Source organism: Pseudoalteromonas sp. OANN1 (assembly GCF_024124685.1).
GTDB lineage: Bacteria > Pseudomonadota > Gammaproteobacteria > Enterobacterales > Alteromonadaceae > Pseudoalteromonas > Pseudoalteromonas piscicida.
In genome coordinates, this window is sequence record NZ_JAMXSE010000001.1 from 65,034 (window position 1) to 81,400 (window position 16,367).

The following is a 16,367-nucleotide window of genomic DNA, read 5'->3' on the forward strand; positions in this document are numbered from 1 at the left end:
CCCTCTTTGAGGGCTTTTAAGCACAAGCTGCCTGCTGATTTAAATGGTAAAGCACTTGGCTGTCGGCCTTATGCGTAAACAAGGTCGACTTTTCTGGAAAGTACTTACCTGCTTTGGCAGCAGCAAAGATGTCTTCAATTATGGGGGCGCGACAGATGGCGGTTACAATATGAGCGTCATCACTTAGCTCAACTTTATTTTTAGACCACAGCTCCTCAAACGCTGGTATTGCCTGCAGTGCTCTACGCAACTGGGTCTGAATAAGATAAGAATCGCTTGTCGCGCGTTGGAGAGCAAAACATAAAGCCGCTTTCCCCAACCAAATAGTATAATCGGCCTCAGTCTCCAAGGATTCACAGATATCAAAATCGCTAAGGTGCTGTTTGAATTTAGTAACATCTACAGCTTGTGTGTAAGATGCCTGCACCGCGAAACTCGTTATCACCGCATCTTGCTGTGGAACTAACCATGCCATCATCCGAGATTGAGGCGCATGACGTTGGCTGGCAGCAAACATCCTGTGATGTCCATCAGCAATTAGCCATTGTTGGTGCATTGCGATCTGCTGTCTGAATTCATGTAGCACGTGACGATTTTCAACAGCATAGAGGCGATGAGTACACTCACCGCAATCACTGTGCCACTGCGCAGTTTCAACACATTCCGCTTGCCATCGCACCTTGTCCAAATTAAGTTTTCCGACCAAAAGACACGGGGGTAACAGCAACTTCTCGAGCTGAACACGCTTTTTCAGCGCCATAGCATGGGTAACCGAAACCGACTCGTGAGGCAGAATCGCTTGCTCAGGTAACACTGAAACGTCAAGCTCGGCCAAAATGCCTGTAACCAAAATACCACCTTGCTCCACTTGGTAAAGATGAAGTGGCCCATCCGTTATTGTGATCATAAAATAAACCTTGCACCATTTTAGATACAATATAACATACCATAAGTTGAGTAACATCAAGTTTACATGACAATTTATACTTCGCTAAGTGTTGCTATTTCTTTGCTTCAACAGAAAAGCTCAACCCTACCTTCAATAAATTGAAGGTGACTGAATCAAACTCTTTGATTAAAAATGGGTTTTAACACTGCAACAAACCGTGATAATTCCGGTTGTAAACAACCAGCATCCTTGCCACTCTCAATAATAATCAATTTATATTGCCTATCGTTGCAAGCAACTATGAATTATTTGTTTTGAGGCTTATTAAGCCCCCTGATTGATTCTATCGGCTTTTTGCCATCACTTCCTCAATCCATTCAACATAGCGAGAGATTCTTACTTGATAGGACTTCCCACCATAAAGACCGTGTTTAAACTGCTGTAAATCGCCTTCAACATAATCCCAACTAAATAGCCCTGCTAGCTCAGGCTTGCCGTCCACCATCATTATTAAAGGGCCGCCACTATCGCCAGAACCATCAATTCCTTCTAGCGGTAAAGCTTTATCGCCGTCATCAAGCGTCATTGAAATCCAATTTCCCTCAACGTTATCAATCCGATTTTCCATTTTCCGTAACACTTTTTCTCGCTTGGTTTCGTAAATAGAACCATTTTTCCCATCACCTGTTGACCCTCGACCAAAAGCCGTCACCGTGCTTCCAAGCTCTTCAGTTCCACGATACAGTTCGATTGGATCAACTTGGGTCACTTTCTCAGCTAGCTTGATTAATGCGATGTCGCTGGTCGATTTGTTAAATTCCATTAATGGTTTAGCGTCGCCTTTAAACAGTTTACTGTCGGGCTTTCTCGCATTTTCATGGATTATGACTTCTTCGATGATAAAGGGTTTACCATGGATCAGAATTTCTTTTCCTCTATAGTCAGAAAAAATAAGGTGTGCAACCGTCACTATCCAATTCGGATTAATCAAAACACCATGACCTTCGCCCGGCATATCAATTAAAAACTCTGGCGCCTGATCTACAAGATATTGTGTGTTTGAAACATCGTGGCGAGTAACAATAGCCATGCTAGGTAAACTAAGACCGAGCAACGACAAAGCACAAATTACCCTATTCATAAATGTCCTTGTTTAGGATTGAGATAAAAAATGATGTAGTAAGTTTGCTTTAACTTACTGAATTTTTTGTAATACCCCAACCTTAAACATGTAACAAAAATTGTTCAGTGCTAAAAGGAACTGTTGAGGTAACTCTCTTTTTACATTACAGGTTTGGTGACAACACAAGCTGATAATCATCAAAGTGTACTTCAGCCTGTTTTTGATGTTGAACCGTAACACTAGGGGAAGCGACAAGTACTTGACCCTCGGTAGATAAACTGTAAATCTCGGTCACTATTTTCACTTGTTTTTCTTGTTCAACGGTTGAAGTAAGACGAATTTTTAGCTTATCTGAAAAAACAAACTCGCTGAATGCGCCTTCTTCATTCAAAACCTGAACATCAGCCAGCGTTTGTCCTTGAGAGGTTAGCATAAGGTCAATCATCACGGGTTTAGCTGAAGCCGTTAAGGTAAAAATACTGGCTGCCATCACTGCAGTGCCTGCAAGAAATGCGGCAGCTTTGCGTTTTAATTTGGTGCCTTTTGACTCAGGCTTAAGTTGAATTTCCATCACGTTAACTTCATAAACCGCAGCAAGTGCTTTTATCGACTCGAGCGATGCTGCTCCTGACTTTTCGATGCGTTGTATCGTTCGCAGGCTTAACCCAGAAACCTGTGCCAATTCAGATTGACTCCATGCCCGTTCTACTCTTTTCAATTTTATTAGTTGTTTGTTTATTTGCATTTCCATAATTGATCTCCTCTATATTGTTGATAAAACTATAACTGGAGATCTTCCTTATTATTGCGTCATCTAGGCGTCATTGATATGCCAACACTATGATATACATAGATAAATTTATTGGGTAGAACAAACTTACTAATATTTTGAGTGCTGGCTACAAACATCCACCGCCAGTGCTACTTTCTCAATGCCATGTCCGGGCAACCAGCGTTTGTATTCAACAAAACCGTATTTTTGGTAGAGTGTAATAGCGGGCGCGTTTGCCGTTGCAGTTTCTACAATCACCTTTTCGACATCAAACTCCGACATCGCAAAACTTAGGAGTTCACCCGCAATTCCTTTGCGAAAATAACTGGGATCAACGGTCAGGCTATCTATTTCTAGCGTTTTCTCAAAAATGACAATTTCAATGACTGCGGCAAGATTTTGATTTTCAAAATATCCATAAAAGTGACTCGTCGCACCGCATATATCTTCTATCGTTCGAGATAAAGGCGGAAAATAACTCGCCCCAATAAACTCAGCTTCTACTTTGTATGAGCGTTGAAATACATTGAAAATTTCTCTCGCCATCGACACATCGCGATTGTTTAATTTTTGGATCATATATTCCGCTTCCCAAACATTCCCATAATTGTACCAACTGGTAATCAAAAAAAGTACCAATCTATTAGTCAAAACACAACGCAACCAGTTGAAAGATTTCCAAGTTTCATGGAAATGCGATATAAATGGACCAGGATCATTGCTTTTATTAATACCAAGGAGGTGCCCTATGTCGTTGGCTAAACACACACTCGATTTATCACTCACGGATAAAGTGTGGTTCAAATATGTGACTCTAAAAAACAAAAATGAATTGAACGATAAGTCACGGGTGTCACTCAAATCTATCGCTGCGCTGGGCATGCTTTCTGGTGGCGCTGAGTTTTTATTTGCATTACTCGTCTTCGCCTTGGCTATCACTGCGTCCTTTATTGATGGTGATTACCCACGCTATATTGCTTTTCCTGCTTGTTTAATCGCATTTTTAATTATCTTTTTCACTAAAAGAGTCATGCTGTACAAAAAATTTGGCTTTGGCTCTCAATGGGTGATGGACGTGTCGAAAAACGAATTAACCATTTCGCCCAAAGCGATAAAAACAAAGGTAACTGGTACGCAAAAAATTGCTAGAGAAGACATTACTGAAATCACCTTTCATTACTTACTATTGAAAGACCGAAAAGGCGGAAGAATAAAAACCACGGCCAATTTATGCTTTGCCGAAATCTTATTAAAAGATGGTACAAAAGTAGAACTCAATGGCACCCGGATCGGTTTTTTTGACTTACTCTACTTGCTTATATTCTTTGACTATCCCTTAGTTTATCGAAATACGTCTGCAGGCGGCAGCTCTGATATTGCTATCATTTTACTGAGACTACTCTCACTTTCTGCCATTGCCGCCGGTCTCGCTAAGCTTGCGCTGAATTAAAAAAGTTCGCGCTTATTCTCGTGTAAATTGTGTAATAAGCGCTTCTCCTTTATCGCCATTAATTTTCTCAATAGCCTCAAGCATTTCAATGATCCGTTGACGGTCAAACGGATTAGTAATGGTATTACGCACATCGTCGATGATGGCCTCTAAGTAATTAAATAAACTTTCCGTCGCCTGTTGATCCGCACTCGAGCGAAACAGTATATTTTTAAACGCTTCCAACACATTGACCATGACATAGCCATCGGTCTTGGCATAGTTTCTTATCGGAGTAAAATTATCATGCAGTAATTCATCAAAAGACGCTTCGTGGATATATAAAAGCGGCTCATTTTTAGCGTGTTTAAAGGAGTAGTTCACATCGCAAATATCCAAACGTTGGATAAGTAAAATACTCAGCATATCAATCGCCTTTACCGCAGTACCGGGATCATTAATCCCTGGGCTCATGGCCTTCACTGCAATCTCCGAGATTTGTGTTAAACCATAGCGATAATGGTCGCTGATGTACTCTTCAACATAAAAAATAAAACAGCTAAGTAACGCATCATGTAGCGCCTCATCTTCACTGAGATCCTTATTACACTTAAGAAATGGGTAGCCTTTAACGGTAAAAACCCCTTGTTTAACAGCAATATATATTTTTAAGTCATGTTGCTCGCACAACGCGCACAGTTTGTCACTGTGTACTCCCTTAAAATACCCCTCTTCTGTGCTGGGTAAATTATGCCAACTCGAGAAGTCAGGAAAGTTATCAAAAGGCTGCTCTTGCTGTTTGGTGATAATATTCTTCATCTCATTTTTGGTGTTGTTAAACAGATCATTTAGCACATTATCAACCTGTATGGCACGGGAGATTGAATGGATAAAAAACACAAAAAAACCTAATGAGATCAATCCAAACACTAGCGAAAATAAAACCCCTAACGCCGGGATCCCAGTTTCACCATCGCCCACGCCACGAATGTTTATCAGCATAATGATGGCGTAAATGATACTGCCGAGATAAAACCCCAATACCAGCTGGTGCGACTTTCTGGTGATAAGACCCGGCAGTACTCTAGGTGATAACCCTGCACTGGCATTATTCAGTACAATCATCACCATTGAAAAACTAAATACCGTCAATGAGATGATACTACCCACAAGCGTGCTTAAAATGGTTCGTGCGTTCTCTTCACTGTCGACCAGTACAATCGCTATAAGCTCTTTAAAGTTGCTGATAGGAGCTGCATATTCAAGTGCCGTGGTTATGAGCGCAAAAATAAAAAATGCAACTGCAAGTAAAGAGGGATAGAAACCGATACTGCTTATCAGTTCGCGATAATTTTCGGCCAACTTGCGAGGTGTGAACATAGCTATCCTTACACTTTTAAGATCTGGTTATATAGCCTAGCAAGACTTGAGCAATAGAGTAAGTAAAACTACAAGAGTTTTGAGAGGTTAGCTTTGAAGGGTTAGCTTTGAAGGGTTAGCAGAACTAACCCTAAAACTTGCCCGCGACTATGCAATAATCAAGAAGCCAACAAAGGCAATTGCAGCCGCAATCAACGCGTAAGGTAGCTGAGTGATGGCGTGACTGACTAAGTTACAATCTGAGCCTTGAGCTGCCAATACCGTAGAATCCGAGTAGAAACACGCCTGACTACCAAATGATGATGCCGACAACAACGCGCCTATGACCAGAGGAATATTAGCATCAACAGCAATGGCCAAAGGCATCACGATAGGAATAGTCACGGCGAAGATCCCCCAACTAGAGCCAGTTGCAAAGGCCAAAATAGCCATAGATAAAAACACCATCGCAGGCAGTAAACCAGCTGTCATATAAGGACTCAGTGCATTTATTACATATTGTGGCAATAGCAGTTGATCGCACACATCCTTAAAGATAAATGCGGCGATTACCGTTCCTATCGCAGGTAGCATGCATTTAAAACCATTGATCATTTGCTCAAGCATGTCTGCAAGCGGCATCAACCTTTGCACCATATAAAATGGGATAGTCACTGCCAAAGTCGCTAACAAACCTTTCCATACATCAATATCAAAGTACACCGTAAACGCCACCAGCAAACCAATAGGCACCAAAAAGTTAACCAGTTTGCCTTGAGTGTCGGCTTGTTCGAACTCTTGCTCAATGGCTTTTGCAGCATAGTGATCCGGTGTATGTACTTCTTCCAAATCTATCTGCTCAAGCGCGGGTTGTCCTTGTTTAGCTGCAAGCTCTGCTTTTTTCATTGGGCCAAACAGAGGCACAATACCAAATATCACCAGTGGTACCATAATTACGGCCACCCAAGCATACAGCATGTAAGGAATGGCCTGAATATACGTACTGATCCCCTGTCCTTCTCCCGCGACACCGTTATCGACCAACAAGCCACCAAAGAACACCGCCCAAGTCGAAAGCGGTACTAAAACACAGATAGGTGCAGCGGTTGAATCCACTACATAAGCAAGCATTTCCCTAGAAATCTTAAACTTATCGGTAACGCGACGCATCGTCTCACCAACCGTCAGCGCATTGAGGTAGTCATCAATAAAAATGATCACACCCAAAAAATAAGTCATAAGCAAAGACGACTTTGGCCCTTTTGCCATTTTCAGTGCATTGCGGCCAAATGCTAAGGCACCGCCGGTGTGCACTAACAGCGCTATCAAGGCACCAAACGTACCACATACCAGAATAAGCCAGCCGATGGTTTCATCGCCCATCACTTTTAGCGAAGCATCAGCAAAATTTGCCAATACGGTGGCTGGGTCTAACAATGCGAGTCCTACAAGCGCCCCCAAAACAAGGGACAAGATAGGACGACGTAAGATAATTGCAAGCGTCAATACGACGACTGGGGGAATGATGCTAATTGCACTTGGCTCAGCCATGCGAATTTCCCAAATCAAAGGAATTTGAGCAGCGGAAAAAAGGGACGCAAAGTCGGCTATAAACAGCGGTTGATGCAGTCTTATCCGTTTCCCAAATTCAGAACAAAAGGTTAAAATCACAGGCACTTAATGCATGTGAGGATCTGCCTAATATTGGGTTGACGAGTTGACTGTATGGCCCTCATTGAAACATCGCGGAGAAAGTATACAGAATTTGACTTTGCGTCAATTTATTTTTTGTCTAATGCTAGTTTTGCCATGTGCTTATTTACTTGCTCTATCTCTTCAGCGGTCAATTCGGCGTAGCGTCTAGGATAAGACCACCCGTACCCCCAACGAAATGGCGTAGGTAAATAAGGAAGCCCACCAAGTCGCACACCCGCTAACATCAAGGTTGCCACTTCTTCTTGACCTACCGCAGCAACACATTTTTGCAAGGCAATGTCGGCATTTTCGCGCTCTATAGCGGTACCACCTTTCCAGTAGGCAAGGTCGTGTGCCGTGCAACAGCCCAACCACAGTTCATTTTGCGCCAAAGTACCATCAGGAAATGCACTACAACCATCGCTTGTGAATGGCTTTAATTCATCAGCACTGCCGTGACTAGATGCAAACAGCAGCGAGAATATAATTACTCTTTTTTTAATCATCGTAAATTACCGTATGGCTACTTTCATGACTTCCAACCTTAGCTGGCGCACCTTACACTTTCATTTCCATCAGCTGCGCATCTTCACCATAACTTTTGCATACCTTAATTGGCTTTGAGACAAAGCCTAGTTTCAACCAAAACCCCACGCTATTTTGCACAGCCACGAGCCGAATGCGACAGTACCCCGTTTGGGTCGCCAACTCAACTAAGCGTTTAATCATCAAGGCACCTATTCCCTGCCCAGATACGGCTTGTGAAACAACTAGGTCATGTAGAAACAACGACGAACTAGGTGGTTGTTCAGGAAGTAATACCAATTTGCTGAATTAAGTGCTCTATTTTGAGGCAAGAAAATCTTGTCGATAACAAGGCAAAAATTTTGCTATTTAGTTGTTCTAAATAAGAAATTTTTAACACAGTTAGCGTCAGATTTGCTCCTTCAAATTGAGCAAGTATTTAGGTAGATTGGTATAATGTAAACAAACTCGGCGGCTTTTCATCGTACCAAGGGTGCGCCAGTAAATAGGCATTCACGGCTCGATGTTGTTTAAAAACAAAACAACTCTTTGGCGAGCGCATCCATTTACTTTTTAGAATATCCACAGTTTCCGGCGCAACATCATGATACGCCTGATTTTGTAGCGTTAAGATCTCAGACCACGACGCATCTTCGATAGCGTAAAAAGTCATAATTTACTCACATACAGCACAGAGGTTAATTGCATCCTACACACCACCATTTTGGCCTTCTTGAAATATAAGAGTGAGATTTGGGTTCAAGGGTTTTACGACTATTGCCATCAAAAACGCCGAGCACTAATGCAATGACAGGCGCGTCATCTATTGCACCTAATGTGCTACCACAATCAGGGCAAAAAGCGCGCGATGAATAATCCGATGAACGCCACACCTTAGGAGCACCGCCAGGTCCATCCCAACTGACCTCTTCACTTCCGAACTCTACCCATGCAACGGTTAGTGCACCGCTATGCCTTTGGCACATGTTACATGAGCAGGTATGAGGGTTACGAGGGACGCCAATCGCGGTAAAACGGATCTGCCCACATAAACATCCTCCAACAAAATTGACAGCCATCCTTGTGTCTCCTTAAGATTTCGCCATTATCCTAGATTAAGTACGATAGTAAATTACCGTGCCTATTAAAGTTCCAAGTGAAACATAAAACTGAACACTAAACCACTGCATTTATAAAGAATTAGATAATTCCACTTAGTTACGCAGTTTTACCATCAAAGTTATCGTGGGGCTCGCCGGCAAGTTCATACTTCAATACTCCAAGCTCCTGATAATAATGCAGGATATCAATAAAAGATTCATATTCTCTTTGCGGTGAAACCGTCAACGCAAAGCACCCATCATCAAATTGCTCGCTCTCCACGCCAGATAGAGTAAGCTCTTGAAGTAGCTCTATGTTTTTGGCATTTTCCAACTCGTTTGTAAAGCAGACCCGCAAAGAGTGGTACTCACTTCGAGCCACTATATCGATTGCGTCTAAAGAACCTTCGGTATCTGGTGCAACCAAAACGTGGTCATCATAGTTAACACCAAAAGCAAAAAGCGGGGCACCTTTTATCTGATAAATATTATCGCCTACTGCCGTCGCAACAATAAATTCTTCAGCACATCCTAGGGGATGGTTTTTAAAAGTAAACCGTACTTTGTCAGTAACTACATCATTCATATGGATACAAACCGCCTTTACATGGACTGATCTCGCTTTATCTAACCGACCGTAAGTCCAACAAATAAAAGTTACCCACAATTACAAGGTGTTACTTGTATATGGGCTTAGATTGCCAACATGATGCAGTAGCAAAACTGAAGAGAAAATTAAGCAATGATCTTAAAGAAGAGTGATGGCTGTTCAAGTTCAGAGCGAAGCTAGCGCAATAACCCCTAGCGTTTGCCCCAAAGCACATCAATTTCTTTACCGTCTTTAACAAACTCTAGCTTCACCGTCACTTTGGTACCATTTTGTGACTGAGGAAAAATGCGTGTACATTGCAATACATAGTGGGCGAAAAAGCGGTTATAGAATCCATGTTCGCCCATATCATCAAAAAGATTAAATGCTTTTTCAAGCACAGAATAATTCCCTTCTTGGTGATAAGCGAGATTAAGTTGCGCAAAGCCATCGCATAGGTTTTTAATGTCCTGCAAAATCCGCGGATGCAACTCGACTATTCCTGCTAGGGTTTGGAATTTGCTCGCACCTAGCCTGCGCCAATCCCGCTCTTTACATGCAAGTTTTCGACATCCCTTTGCTTTGAGATATTGATATGTCGCCAGAGCCACTTCGTTATGAGAGTTAAGTTGCGAATTTAACAATGCCTCAAAAATCGCATCATATAATTTCACTCGATTTTCTATAGTTGCCCGCTCAGGAAGTATTTTATGATTTATGGGTAATGCAGCGGCAAGCGAGGTGGCCAGTCTTCGACTATCAAACCGACCTAATAAAGGCAGTAACTGAACAAACGCGTCATGGTCAAGATGTAAGGACTTAACGATTCGCACATTATCGGCATCTTTGAGTATCTCGCTCAATCGGTGTTTTGTATCCTCATATTCAAACTCTGGGATCATACCCCATACCGATAAATCATCGACCAAGTGGTCTAGCTCGTTACTGGTCACACTCGCCTCTTGCTGTTCATGTACGAGCGTCAGACCCAACGTAAACTCACGTAGCTTAGGCGGCGTTGATGTTGAAAAGGCCACCATCTGAGCATCAAAGCTGAGATAGTAATGACATTTATCGCCATTAATATCATCTTGATAACCACGCATTCCAAGCGTAGCAAGTTGCACTCTATTTAGCTTGTCTCTCGTTTCAATGGTTTTAAATGAATAGCTGTTACGGCTCATGGCCGACCAAGCACCAAAGCCTAAATTGAACCCATAGGCTTGCTTGATTTCAGTACTGGTTTGAAAGAAGAAGCGTTCTATCTCGATTTCATCTTGGTAACTAGGCTGAGTGATAGTACCAACCCGCCCAAATAACGCATCAAGATGCACCTGCTCTAGGCCTTTGGTAGTTAACCTCGCCTCAAGCAGCGATTGATGACTGGATAAACGCGTATATTCAAACTGAACACTTAGCTCGGCTTTTAGCTTTGCAGCCGTTTCAATATTTGCTAACACCGTTTTTTTAATGGTCAGCAGCTCAATTTGGAGTCGTTCTAAACTGTCCGTTAGTGGATCAAGCTGTAAGCGATCTTTTAATCTTAAGATCAGGTCTTTTTGTGCTTCGTCGAGAGAGTCTGTTGCGACAAGCGATAGGACTTCTTCAACCTTATCCAAAGGTGCATTGAATATCCCTGTCAAAATACTCGAATAAGCTTGCTTAAATCCGGCTTGATCGGCAAATTTGGCGTTCACTCCCCCAGTGATTGTTAAAGCGGTATTCGACAATGTTGATTTTTTAATTGCGAGGAAAGTATGCTGTGGTTTATCCAAGCGTTTAGAAAAGACAACACGAAAGCCACCACGGATCTCGATATCAAGGTCCGCACTCAAAGCCGAATCAAGGTTAATATCAAGTAATTCTCCTTGATCCAACCAGCGGCTAAACATATCGAGATTTTGCGCGATTATATCTGACCACCTAAAATTGGCGCTCACCGTTAACGCCCCCGCCGTTTCCATCATTAATGCATTGTTAGGTGCCAGAGACTTAACATCCTCAACATCGAAAATAACCGGCATAGTTGCAAGGTCGCGGCCTAAGGCAAGACCCACAGCTTCATGTGGTTGATGGCAAAGGTAGGCTGCTAGTTTACATTGTGCCTGCCCATCTGTATTGATCCCAAGCAGCTCCGCTTTGGAAGCACCGGTGAGATCAAAGTCAATGTGTGTGCTGTATTTTATCCAACATGCCTCGTCACTATAGGCAAGTGTTGTGGTAGGTTCGAGATCTGCATTAATCTCTTTTTGCTCACCAATAATACCGTCTTCATCTATGGCAGTGCTCGCGTTGATAAGCTCTACCTTAGTGTCACCAGTAACACTTGCGGTTATACCCTCCAATGCAAAGCTATGGCTTTCTGCTATTTCCCCGCGCCAAGGTAACAAATCACCATGATAGTCTTTAAGTGGTGTGAGGGTAGTCTCGACAAGCGTATGTAAGCCCGCCATATTCAGTTCAATCGTCATCGAATTTCCTTTTCATCTAAAGTGGAATTATCTAACCTAAACTCCGGTTAACTATAGCTGTAATTTAACCCTGAGAGGATAATTTTAGACCAATAATCCCAATCACTATCAACAGTAAACTGAGTAGCTTAAGTGATGACAACGGCTCTTTAAAATAGACAAAGCCAACAATAATCGACCCTATCATACCAATGCCAACCCAGACGGAATAAGCAACGCTAAGCGGTAAAGTTCGTAGTGCAACACTGAGAAAGTAGAAACTTGCGGCCATCGCCACTAAAGTAATAATTGAAGGAACAGGCTTCGTAAAACCGTTGGTAAATTTCAAACCAATAGCCCAAACGACTTCCAATAAACCTGCAAAAGCAAGTAGCAACCAGCTCATGACAACTCCAAAATGGGGTCGTCCCCGCCAGTAAAAGAAAGTTCTGGAGGTCGTCCACCAGAGCGAGAGAAAATTAGCACGCCGGTGAAGCTAATTCAAGCTTCACGGCAGACAAATTAAGACTCAATTAAGATTGTAAAAGAACTAATATAACCTAAAAAATCGCAGTTAGCCGTGACAGACACCACCTTCCAACCATCTTGCTCTATCTGCTCAATCTCTTGGTTGAGTGAGTTAACGTCTGGTCGTGGCCAAAAAAAATGCTTTTTCTTATTAAATATTACAACTCTTCTCATGCACCTCTCCATGCGCAATTATCAAACTGGCTAAGTATACAGGACAACAAAAAAGGTACAAAGGTAAATAATGGCTGCGATTATATGATGATTTATTACTGTTTTAGTGTGGGTAAGACTGCTACAAGTTTTATTATTCATCATGTCCAGCTAAAAAGACGTAACACCAAAGGCTGCAAATCAAATCAATACATTACTCACATGTACCCTTTGTGGTATTACTTCACATGTTGGCGTACAAAGCTATCAAGCGCCGCAACCGACTTAATCACATAGAGTGTTTTGGTTTGCGCGCTTTGCTCTAACTGCGATAAGAATGCTTCATTCCAAAATTGTGGACAGCGCCTTAACGTTTTAATACTGGCAATCGTCCCTTTAAACACTGAGCTACCATCTGGCCAGCCTTCAGGCTTAGTGATCATGCTTTTTAAAAGACGTTTTATCACAAACCAATAACTCACTCGATATGGTAAGTCGATGTAGACTAAGGTATCTGCTGCATCTAAGCGCTGTTTAAATGCATCTAACGGACCAAAGCCGTCAATGATCCACGCATCAGTATTCAATATGTTTTGATGTGCTTTATCAAAAGCGGCTCTGTCAACAAACTCGCCATTTGCTTGGTAAAGCATCGAGTCTAATTGATATAACGGGATGTGTATTGCCGCGGCCAGTCTTTTACTCACCGTAGACTTGCCGCTTCCCGGTTTACCAAAAACTGCTACTTTCTTCATGTAACCTCCTTGCTGTGGCCCCACAAGGCAGATACAAAAAACCCACCTTATTTTGGTGGGTTCATTAAAAAAGCACACAAAACCACCACTCCTAAGGAATGGTAATAATTCGTGTACTTGTGAGAAATAGTTCTATATTCATAACGATACTTTCATGTAATGCTCGGTTATTGTCAAGCACACGCAAGGCCAGATGAGTGAATTGAGAAGTAGCATCACTTTGTGGGCTGGCGAGTCACTAACTTTGGCATCGCTACTGTCTACTCAACAGTAAGTTGCCGCCAGATAGCGCCAAAAATGAAGCACATGCACGATTAAAACGTTTAACCAGTTTAGGTTTACTAAACCACTGCCTTAGATACAGCCCAATAACAGCGAACATAGCGATAGCCACTATTTCCAAAACGAGAAAAGTAGCCCCCAATAGTGAAAATTGCTCTGTCACATTTTTTGCAACATCGACAAACTGAGGGAGAAAAGCGGTAAATATCAAAATTGCTTTTGGATTACCCGCAGCAAGGGCGAACTCTTGTTTCATCAGTCCGATAATGCTCAGATTGCGGACATCATCTGAAACTGGACTAACGTCTGAGCGCCATAAATTATAAGCAATCCATAATAAATAGAGCGCGCCACAAGTTTTAATGGCTAGAAACAATATTTCCGACGTATACAGCACAACTGCAAGGCCTGACGCGGCAAGCGCTATCATCACACAAAATGCGGCGAGCCTTCCAAGTCCTGCAAGTAGAGCTATACGAAAACCATAACGACGAGCATTATTTAGCGCTAAAAGATTATTTGGACCTGGTGCCATATTCAAGGCAAAGCACGCTGGGATAAATAAAAGTAGTGTCCAGATGTCCATAGCCTTTCCTTTAAAAAATATTGGCTCAGCGATTAAATTCTGACTTTAATAACCCAAAGCACGTTAGGTCGTGAAATTGTTCTTTCCAATATCCACTTTGTCGTCTAACCCCCTCAGCTTTAAAACCTAACTTTTCTAGCACAGCCTCTGATGCATGATTCCCCGGCACCGTATCTCCTTGAATTCGATTCAGTGCGCCACATCCCAGTAAACCACCAAACGCGGCGGAGATAATCTGATGTAATGCTTCAGTGGTATAACCCTTTCCCCAAAATTTCGGCATCAAATCATAACCGATAACTGCATTTTTCATCGCCGGGTTCCATGAGTTAAAGCCACACGTACCTATAAGCTGCTCGGTGCCTTTTAATCGGATAGCCCAACGGATCCCAACACCGCTAACAAATCGAGAATGAAAGAAATCAATGAGTTTTTCAGCTTGTAACCGCTCACTGAACGCCTCTAAATCGTAGTATTTCACTACCTCTCGGTTTGAAAATAGTTCAAAAATAGCATTACTGTCGCTTGTGGATAGTGCTGTAAGCTTCAAGCGTGGTGTTTCAAATTCTGGAAATTGCATATTGCTCCTTAACATTCAAAGCGCAACACAGAGACAACTTCAAACCGCGATAAATAGTATGGTGAAGGTTCTTTATACTGCGCGAAATAGCACTTTGACTGCATCTAAAAAATGGCCGGATTGCGGCTGTTAGTCTAGGTTTTTAGTGGTGGTATAACCAAGAATAATTGAGTGCTACCGTGTTGGTCTCAGCGTTTCAATAACCTTCGCATCCATCCAGTATGGATTACCTTTCCAGTAACTCGTGCCGTCTTTTTTGACTTTTTTATCACCTCGCCAAAAGAATAAATACTTTCCGTCTGGTGATACTTTAGGACGTTGCTCGTACGCAGCCGTATTAATCGCATCTCCCATGTTTATTGCGTTTGTCCATGTGCCATCTTGGTTACGAAAACTAATGTAGATATCAGGCGTGTTTTCACCTTCCTTTTCAGCATCCCACATAATATAAGACTCATCTGGCGCTATGTAGGGATGAGCAATGTACTTTCCTTGATTAATTGCTTTACTCATTTTGTGCGGTGTTTCATATTTGCCATCAACAAGCCGTGAATAACTCAAATGCCCACTGCCGTCTTTCAAATCTAAGACATAAAAGTAGTGTGTCCCTTTTGCTGAGGTAGTATAACCTCTGATTGGAATATCTTTAAAAGGCTCGATGTTTTGTATGTGTGAAACCGGTGGGCTAAATTGCTCCTGATATGCTTTTTTATCTGCTTCAGGTATTGATTTTTCAATCCATTGATTGTTTTTATATTGCATCACAATCCATGTTGGTTTTTGATATTCTCCACCAGAGCGAGTAAAAGAAAGCTCTGACATATCTGGCAAAAACAACACTTCAGTCTCACGGTGCTCATCCGTAGAAACGACACCTGGAGCAAATAATTCGGGTGTTAATCCCGGTGGCTTTTGTCCTAAACCGTAAGTGTTTTGGGCATAACTTTTATCGCAAATTATTAAGCCGCAAAATAAAACAATTGGAATGCTCATCTGCTTCATAAACTGTCCTTTTATTTATTAGAGCCGGTGTAGTTTTCAATTAAATATAATTGCACTAAGTAACAGCATAATCCAAGCACCTTTACAAAGCCTGACAATGACACCAGTTTGTCTTAATACTTGCTCAATTTGAAGGAGTAAATCTGACGCTAACTGCGTTAAAGGTTTCTTATTTAGAATAACTAAATAGCAAAATCTTTGTCTTGTTATCGACAAGATTTTCTCGCCTCAAAGTAGAGCACTTAATTAAGCAAATTGATGTTACACTGCAAAGCCGCGCCATTGTGGTATCAAAAGGCCTGCAATAAACCAAGGAACTTGTAGTACGAGAATACACAGTGCATACAAACGCAATTGCTCAGCAGTCCATAGCGCAGCAAACCACCCTATGATAAAGAACGACTTCCATCCCTCTATTTTTTCAGCTCCACCAAAATTTAAAATCCAAAGCCAAAATGCCGCCAGCGTGACATGAGAGAGTATCCATGCAAATAAACTCATATCTTATCCAACTACTAACCCTGAGCCCAAAATCAGTAACTTAGCGCAC

Annotated in this window: 20 protein-coding genes; 1 reads left to right on the top strand and 19 read right to left on the bottom strand. The window is 42.0% G+C overall.

Features of this window, described 5'->3' with window-relative positions:
• Nucleotides 1-16: 16 nt before the first annotated feature.
• The 4 genes from NH462_RS00320 to NH462_RS00335 all read right to left on the bottom strand — a co-directional run bounded on the left by NH462_RS00320 (nucleotide 17) and on the right by NH462_RS00335 (nucleotide 3,363).
• Nucleotides 17-907, bottom strand: a complete 891-nt coding sequence (locus NH462_RS00320; protein WP_253050095.1) for a DUF1015 family protein — start codon at nucleotides 905-907, stop codon at nucleotides 17-19.
• A 325-nt stretch (nucleotides 908-1,232) separates the two neighbouring features.
• Nucleotides 1,233-2,030 carry a trypsin-like serine protease gene (locus NH462_RS00325; protein ID WP_253050098.1) on the bottom strand — a complete coding sequence of 266 codons (798 nt, stop codon included), beginning with the start codon at nucleotides 2,028-2,030 and terminating at the stop codon, nucleotides 1,233-1,235.
• Nucleotides 2,031-2,175: 145 nt separating this feature from the next.
• Nucleotides 2,176-2,763, bottom strand: a complete 588-nt coding sequence (locus tag NH462_RS00330; RefSeq protein ID WP_253050101.1) for a helix-turn-helix transcriptional regulator — start codon at nucleotides 2,761-2,763, stop codon at nucleotides 2,176-2,178.
• A gap of 129 nt (nucleotides 2,764-2,892) precedes the next feature.
• Nucleotides 2,893-3,363 carry a GNAT family N-acetyltransferase gene (locus NH462_RS00335; protein WP_010377500.1) on the bottom strand — a complete coding sequence of 157 codons (471 nt, stop codon included), beginning with the start codon at nucleotides 3,361-3,363 and terminating at the stop codon, nucleotides 2,893-2,895.
• 169 nt (nucleotides 3,364-3,532) lie between these two features.
• Between NH462_RS00335 and NH462_RS00340 the strand changes: the two genes are divergently transcribed.
• The gene (locus NH462_RS00340) at nucleotides 3,533-4,234 is read left to right on the top strand and encodes a hypothetical protein (RefSeq protein ID WP_253050104.1); all 702 of its coding nucleotides are present in this window, start codon (nucleotides 3,533-3,535) and stop codon (nucleotides 4,232-4,234) included.
• 12 nt (nucleotides 4,235-4,246) lie between these two features.
• On the opposite strand, the gene NH462_RS00345 is transcribed toward NH462_RS00340, so the two are convergent.
• The 15 genes from NH462_RS00345 to NH462_RS00415 form a co-directional block, all read right to left on the bottom strand.
• Nucleotides 4,247-5,593, bottom strand: coding sequence for a DUF2254 domain-containing protein (locus tag NH462_RS00345; RefSeq protein ID WP_253050107.1), 1,347 nt, complete (start codon nucleotides 5,591-5,593; stop codon nucleotides 4,247-4,249).
• A 147-nt stretch (nucleotides 5,594-5,740) separates the two neighbouring features.
• Nucleotides 5,741-7,123, bottom strand: a complete 1,383-nt coding sequence (locus NH462_RS00350; protein WP_045964166.1) for a Na+/H+ antiporter NhaC family protein — start codon at nucleotides 7,121-7,123, stop codon at nucleotides 5,741-5,743.
• Between the two features lie 230 nt (nucleotides 7,124-7,353).
• Nucleotides 7,354-7,773, bottom strand: a complete 420-nt coding sequence (locus tag NH462_RS00355; RefSeq protein ID WP_253050110.1) for a hypothetical protein — start codon at nucleotides 7,771-7,773, stop codon at nucleotides 7,354-7,356.
• 52 nt (nucleotides 7,774-7,825) lie between these two features.
• Nucleotides 7,826-8,092 carry a GNAT family N-acetyltransferase gene (locus NH462_RS00360; protein ID WP_366033055.1) on the bottom strand — a complete coding sequence of 89 codons (267 nt, stop codon included), beginning with the start codon at nucleotides 8,090-8,092 and terminating at the stop codon, nucleotides 7,826-7,828.
• Nucleotides 8,093-8,231: 139 nt separating this feature from the next.
• A complete protein-coding gene (locus NH462_RS00365; RefSeq protein WP_253050116.1) occupies nucleotides 8,232-8,465 on the bottom strand; it encodes a hypothetical protein in 234 nt (77 codons plus the stop codon).
• Nucleotides 8,466-8,490: 25 nt separating this feature from the next.
• Nucleotides 8,491-8,871: a GFA family protein gene (locus NH462_RS00370; RefSeq protein ID WP_253050119.1), complete on the bottom strand. Its 381-nt coding sequence runs from the start codon at nucleotides 8,869-8,871 to the stop codon at nucleotides 8,491-8,493.
• A gap of 139 nt (nucleotides 8,872-9,010) precedes the next feature.
• A complete protein-coding gene (locus tag NH462_RS00375) occupies nucleotides 9,011-9,478 on the bottom strand; it encodes a DUF4265 domain-containing protein (RefSeq protein WP_010377485.1) in 468 nt (155 codons plus the stop codon).
• 215 nt (nucleotides 9,479-9,693) lie between these two features.
• On the bottom strand, nucleotides 9,694-11,952 hold the full coding sequence (locus NH462_RS00380) for a hypothetical protein (RefSeq protein WP_253050122.1): 2,259 nt from the start codon (nucleotides 11,950-11,952) through the stop codon (nucleotides 9,694-9,696).
• A gap of 64 nt (nucleotides 11,953-12,016) precedes the next feature.
• Complete coding sequence (locus tag NH462_RS00385; protein WP_010377482.1) at nucleotides 12,017-12,337, bottom strand: multidrug efflux SMR transporter; 321 nt, start codon at nucleotides 12,335-12,337, stop codon at nucleotides 12,017-12,019.
• A gap of 116 nt (nucleotides 12,338-12,453) precedes the next feature.
• Nucleotides 12,454-12,633, bottom strand: coding sequence for a hypothetical protein (locus NH462_RS00390; RefSeq protein WP_010377480.1), 180 nt, complete (start codon nucleotides 12,631-12,633; stop codon nucleotides 12,454-12,456).
• A 218-nt stretch (nucleotides 12,634-12,851) separates the two neighbouring features.
• On the bottom strand, nucleotides 12,852-13,367 hold the full coding sequence (locus NH462_RS00395) for an adenylate kinase (RefSeq protein ID WP_253050125.1): 516 nt from the start codon (nucleotides 13,365-13,367) through the stop codon (nucleotides 12,852-12,854).
• 253 nt (nucleotides 13,368-13,620) lie between these two features.
• On the bottom strand, nucleotides 13,621-14,235 hold the full coding sequence (locus NH462_RS00400) for a LysE family translocator (protein ID WP_010377476.1): 615 nt from the start codon (nucleotides 14,233-14,235) through the stop codon (nucleotides 13,621-13,623).
• Between the two features lie 25 nt (nucleotides 14,236-14,260).
• Nucleotides 14,261-14,815, bottom strand: coding sequence for a GNAT family N-acetyltransferase (locus NH462_RS00405; RefSeq protein WP_253050128.1), 555 nt, complete (start codon nucleotides 14,813-14,815; stop codon nucleotides 14,261-14,263).
• A gap of 174 nt (nucleotides 14,816-14,989) precedes the next feature.
• Nucleotides 14,990-15,817, bottom strand: a complete 828-nt coding sequence (locus tag NH462_RS00410; protein ID WP_253050131.1) for a hypothetical protein — start codon at nucleotides 15,815-15,817, stop codon at nucleotides 14,990-14,992.
• Between the two features lie 261 nt (nucleotides 15,818-16,078).
• Entirely contained in the window at nucleotides 16,079-16,318 is a 240-nt protein-coding gene (locus NH462_RS00415) for a hypothetical protein (RefSeq protein WP_017216044.1), read from the bottom strand.
• Nucleotides 16,319-16,367 lie beyond the last annotated feature (49 nt).